This window comes from Serratia sp. Ae19-1 (assembly GCF_059801225.1).
On record NZ_JBCHWD010000020.1, the window covers coordinates 1 to 5242 of the forward strand.

General features: G+C 64.7%; 5 protein-coding genes. All 5 read right to left on the reverse strand.

What is annotated here, in order from left to right; genetic code table 11:
* On the reverse strand, positions 1-629 hold a 629-nt coding region (locus tag AAIE04_RS24975; protein WP_498577854.1), incomplete at its 3' end, for a fimbrial protein.
* A 42-nt stretch (positions 630-671) separates the two neighbouring features.
* Positions 672-1415, reverse strand: a complete 744-nt coding sequence (locus AAIE04_RS24980) for a fimbria/pilus periplasmic chaperone (protein WP_498577855.1) — start codon at positions 1413-1415, stop codon at positions 672-674.
* Positions 1416-1419: 4 nt separating this feature from the next.
* Positions 1420-3972 carry an outer membrane usher protein gene (locus AAIE04_RS24985; RefSeq protein ID WP_498577856.1) on the reverse strand — a complete coding sequence of 851 codons (2553 nt, stop codon included), beginning with the start codon at positions 3970-3972 and terminating at the stop codon, positions 1420-1422.
* Positions 3973-4021: 49 nt separating this feature from the next.
* Positions 4022-4564, reverse strand: a complete 543-nt coding sequence (locus AAIE04_RS24990; protein ID WP_498577857.1) for a fimbrial protein — start codon at positions 4562-4564, stop codon at positions 4022-4024.
* 100 nt (positions 4565-4664) lie between these two features.
* The gene (locus tag AAIE04_RS24995) at positions 4665-5216 is read right to left on the reverse strand and encodes a fimbrial protein (RefSeq protein ID WP_498577858.1); all 552 of its coding nucleotides are present in this window, start codon (positions 5214-5216) and stop codon (positions 4665-4667) included.
* Positions 5217-5242: the final 26 nt, after the last annotated feature.

Genomic DNA, 5242 nt, shown 5'->3' on the forward strand with positions numbered 1-5242 from the left:
TCCACCACCGCCCGGTAGCTGCCCGCCACCAGGCTGGCCGCCGTGCGCTCCGGCGTGATGACGTAGCTCAGGCTGTTCTGCCCCGGCGTCAGCAGCAGCGGCGCGCCCCGGCTGCCCAGCCGGATATCCTCACCCTGCGCAGTCTCCATGCGCAGCCCCAGACCCGAGACCCCCTGTGCCTTTATCAACTGCGGGTTGTCCGCATCACGGGGGGCCCGAAAGCTGACCGTCACCGCCGGCTGGTCATCGGCCCAGGTCAGCCCGCCGGTGCGCAGGTCACGGCTGCCCGCCGGGCTGCGCAGGCAGTCCGCCAGCCGCAGCTCAACCCGCACCGGCTCACCGCGCGCGCCCATCGCCTGCAGTCGCCCGGTGCCCACCTCACCCAGCGCCACGTCCTGCCGCGCGCTGTCCATCTCCAGCCGGCAGGCACTCTCGGTCAGCGCACCGTGCACATACAGCGCGCCGTTGGCCCCCTCGACCTGCCAGTTGTCCGCCGCCTGCGCCGCCGGCAGCAGCCACAGCAGCGCGGTCAGGCTCAGCGGCGCCATCAGCACCAGCGCCGCCAGCACCAGGTAATAACGCAGTTCGCTCAGCCAGTAAGCGCCTTCCGCCCTTTGCTCCCTTGCCATCTCTCCTCCCGTTGTTCCGTCAGCCCGGCCAGCGCCGGCCGGTCAGGCGCCCTTCTTCTCCGGCACCACGTTGCAGACAGTGCCGCTGCAGCTAAAGCTCAGCTGCGGCCGGCCGCCGTAGTCGTTGACGTAGGTCAGCACCGGGCTGTTGCCCACCGCCGCCGCGCTCGCCGTCAGCGGCGCACTGCCCTTCGGCGGCACCATCATCGGCTCGAACGTTTTCAGCGGCGTGCTCTTGCTGCTGCCCGCGTCCACCAGGGTCACGTAGTACGGCGTCGGGTTGTTCACCACGTATTTGTCGCCCTGTCGGGTCAGCGTCAGCTGCTCCTGCGGCGGCGGCGCGTTGGTGTCGATGCCCAACCCCGCCGGGCGATAGAACAGCTTGATGCGCGTCTGCAGCGCAATCTGCAGGGTGTTCGGCTTGCTGCTCTTCGGCGGGATTTCCCGCAGGTTGAAGTAGTACACCGTCTCGCGGTCCTGCGGCAGCTGTTTGGCCGCCGGCAGCGCCTGGATTTTCACCTGGCTCGGCTTGCCCGGCTCGATGCGCTGCACCGGCGGCAGCACCGTCAGCGGGCTCTGGATTTTGTTGCCCTGTTCGTCCTCAATCCAGCCCTGCGCCAGGTACGGCAGCTGCTTGTTCTGGTTGCTGACGCTCAGGCTCACCGAGTTCTGGCCGCCGTCAAAAATCACCCGCGTGCGGTCCAGGGCGATGGCCGCCTGGGCCTGCGAGACCGTCAGGGCGCCCAGCAGGGCCGCCGCGCCGAAAGCGCATTTAAATTGGTGCATGTCGTTAACTCCCATTCTGTGATTCGGTGGTGGCCGTTGTCGCCGGCAGCGCCTGGCACGGCAACAGCAAGGTATTCATCAGCATCTCCGCCGGCAGCGGGCTTGGCATGCGCACTTCACACTGCGCCGCCCCGCCCCAGCGCACCGTCATCGCCTCGCCGGCGTTGATGCCGCTCAGGTACACGCTGCCGCCGTCGTTGACGATGCCGGTCTCCTGCCGGCGGGCGTTCAGCACCGTGGCGCCGAACGGCGGCTCGCTGCCGTCCGCCAGCTTAATCACCGCCATCGCCTTGGCCCCCGCGATGACGTCAAACTGCCGGTAGCCGATGGCCCCCTCGGTCAGCGTCGCCTGCACCACCGATTTGGTGGCCTCGGCGTTGTCGCCCAGCTGGTTCAGGTCAATGCTGGCCTTGTTGCGGTAATAGCTGTTCACGTCGCCAATCACCGCCTTGCCCCAGGCGTTGGTGCGGCTGGTGCGCCCGTAGCCGCGCACCGGCACGTCCGCCACCCCCTGGGTGTCAATCAGCATCCGCGTGCCGCCCGCCATGCCGCTGCGGTGCAGCGCCCCGCCCTCGGCGGTCAGCGTCATCCCGCCCTGGGCGCTCAGCCCCAGCGCGCTGTAGCTCCCTTCCTGGTAGCTGGCGTTGGCGCTCAGCCGCGCGATATCCCCCTCCCGGGTGTAGTAACCGCTGGCGTTGGCCCCGCGGCGCGCGTACCCGGCGCTCAGCTGGTAGTTGCTGCGCTCGTCAATCCGGTCGTAGTAGCTCACCCGCTGGCTGTTGTCGCCACGGCTGACCGTGGCGTTGTAGCTCAGCGTCGCGCGCTCGCCCCACGGCAGCGACAGCGACAGGTAGCCCCCGTCGTCCTTGCGGCCGTTGTACTGGTTGCGGTACGCCGACAGCGACAGGCTCAGGTTGCGAAAGCGCCCGAGGTCGAAGTAGCGTGACAACGTCAGGTTGTAGCGGTCGTTGGCCGGCCGGTCCCAGTAGGTCTCGTGGCTGTAGTTGAGGTACGAGCTCAGCCCCCAGTCGCGAAAATGTTTGTTGAAGGTGACGGTGTACATCTCCTTGCCGCTGCCGTTGCGGTTGCCGTAGTAGCGCGCGTCCAGGTACTCGCTCATGCTCATGAAATCCCGCTCCGAGAAGCGGTAGCCGGCGAAGGTCACCTGACTGTCGTACTCGTCGAAGCTCTTCGAGTAGCTCAGCCGGTACGAGCCGCCGCTCAGCGTCCCGTCTTCCTGCGGCAATCTCGCCCGCGACTGGGTGACGTCGAACGACAGCGCCCCCAGCACCATCAGGTCGCGACCGAGTCCCAGCGAGGCCGCGTTATAGTCGCCGCCCGCCAGCGCGCCGCCGTACAGCGACCAGCCGTTGCTTACCCCCCAGGAGAACTCGCCGGTGCCGAACAGCGGCCCGCGCGAGTGGTGCTGCCAGTCCGCCGGCTTGCCCGCCGCCAGCTTGAAGCGCACCGAGCCGGGGCGCGTCAGGTACGGGATATTGGCGGTGTTCACCACAAATTCCTGCACGCTGCCGTCCTGCTCCTCGACCCGCACGTTCAGCTCGCCCGTTACCGCATCGTTGATGTCCTGAATGCGGAACGGCCCCGAGGCGACCGTGGTCTCGTACAGCACCCGCCCCTGCTGGCTGATGACCACCTTGGCGTTGGTCTTCGCCACGCCCACCACTTCCGGTGCATAGCCACGCAGGTTGGGCGGCAGCATGTTGTCGTCCGACACCAGGCTGGCGCCGGCAAAGCGGAAGCTGTCGAACATGCCGGAGTCCAGGTAGCTCTCCCCCACGGTCAGCTTCGAGCGCAAGGCCGGCAGCGCGCGGTAGGCGTAATAGCGGCTCCAGTCCAGCCGCCTGTCGGTCGGCTGGCCGCTGCCGGTCTGGTGGCTGAGGTTGCCCTGCCAGTCGGCCCGCAGACGCCAGGCCCCCAGGTTGGCGCCGGCGGTGCCGTTGCCACTCAGGCTGTAGCTGCGGCTGCCGCTGCGCTGCTGATGCTGGCTCTGGGCGTTGACGTTGTAGTCGAACAACAGCCCCGGAATGCCTTCGTCCCAGCGCGACGGCGGGTCCCAGTTCTCGGCGGTGTACTCGAGAAACGCCTGCGGAATGTTCAGGTACAGCGACGAGGTGGCCAGGTCGCCCCGCGTCTCCATGCCCGCCACGCTGCGCTCGTCCAGGCACTCGCCCTGGTGCCACCAGCGCAAATCCTTCATCACGCCCTCTTTGAGCCCCAGCTGCGCCACCAGCGCCTTGCTGATGCAGGCCCGGCTGCCGTTCGGGTCATCCTCCGGCGGGTAGAACGGGATTTGCTGCTCCGGCAGGTCGTTCTTGTTGATGTGCACCACCATGCCGTAGGTGCCCGGCATGATGTAGCCGCCGCGCGAGAACTGGCTCAGGTCGATATTCTGCCGGTCATGCACGTCCAGCACGTCGGTGTTGAACTGAATATCATCGGCAGCGTAAAGCAGAGCAGGGTGAGCACCGAGCGCCAGCACAATGCATAACCCCAGCACATTAATACGGCCTATTTTTGCTACCGGCGAAATCATCATTATCCCATTCCCTTATCATTCTATTTTCCCTGTCCCGGTGTGCGGCCACTCAGAAATAATCCAGCTTGAAACGAATAGCGGAAAAATAATCGCCGGCTTTCAGCGCATGGCGGTTGGCTACCAGCTTCAGGTGATAATCCAGCCGCATGGTGCCGGGAATAATATCGCCGCGCGGTAGAGGGTTGCCCGGCGTGGCGATATGGCCGGCGGCATCGCTGATTTGCAGCGCAATGCCCGACGCCTCGCCGCGCACGCCAAATAAGCCGCCTTCGGCGTCGCCGTCAAACGTCACCTGAAAGTGTTTCCAGTCGGGCAAGGTATTATTGGCGCGTTCGAACGTGCAGTTCACCAGCTCGATGGCGAAGGGCTTTATTTTCCCCTGGCCGTCGCGAATAATGTCCGCCAGCGGCACCACCTCCATATCGATGGTCTGGTCGCGGCTCTCGACGGCAATGGCGCAGGCGGTGTCGATAATGGCGCCTTGCATATTTACCCTGCCCCAGCCATGAATGGCGCCGGCCGCCTGCGCGGTCACAGCCGTGAAGGTAAATAGGCAAACTGCCAGCGGAAATAACAGAGTTTTACGCCACATAACGGTATTCCCTGATAATGCGTTCCTGAAAAATGCATGCGGGCGCCCCGCATGCATCAACATGGTTAATTCACTTCAATATTGAAGAAATTAATGCGGCTTAGTTATACGCCAGGGTAAAGTCGGCCACCGCCTGGAAATCACCTTCGGTGATGGTGGCGTTGGACGCGGTATCACCCTGCAGGTAAGCGGCGAAGTTCAGGGTATTGTTGCCGTTCTGCAGCTCCTGAGTTTTGGTGGCTTTGCCCAGTTGAATCACCGCGCCGGAGCCGTCGGTGATGGCCACGGCGGCACCCTTGGCGTTGCCGGTGATGCCCAGCAGACCGTTGTTGGCCTGGGATTCCATGCCGGTAAAGGTCAGCGCCACTTTGTTTTTCACCAGCGCGCCGGTCACGCCGTCGGCGTCAAACGTACAGTTCTCCAGATCGATGGAGAAGTTGCGCGGGGTGGACTGGCCGCCGTTCAGCAGCGCCACCTTGGAGATCTGACCCAGCTCAACGGTCTGATCGACGGAATCCGGGTTAATGGAGCACGGCGCATCGATAATCGAGCCGGTGAAGGTCACTTTGCCGTGGCCCTGGTCGGCCGCGAATGCGCTGGAAGACATGCCAAAGGCAACCACTGCCGCCATCATGATGTTATTCAGTTTCATAGTTCTTACATTCCTTAGTAAGTAAA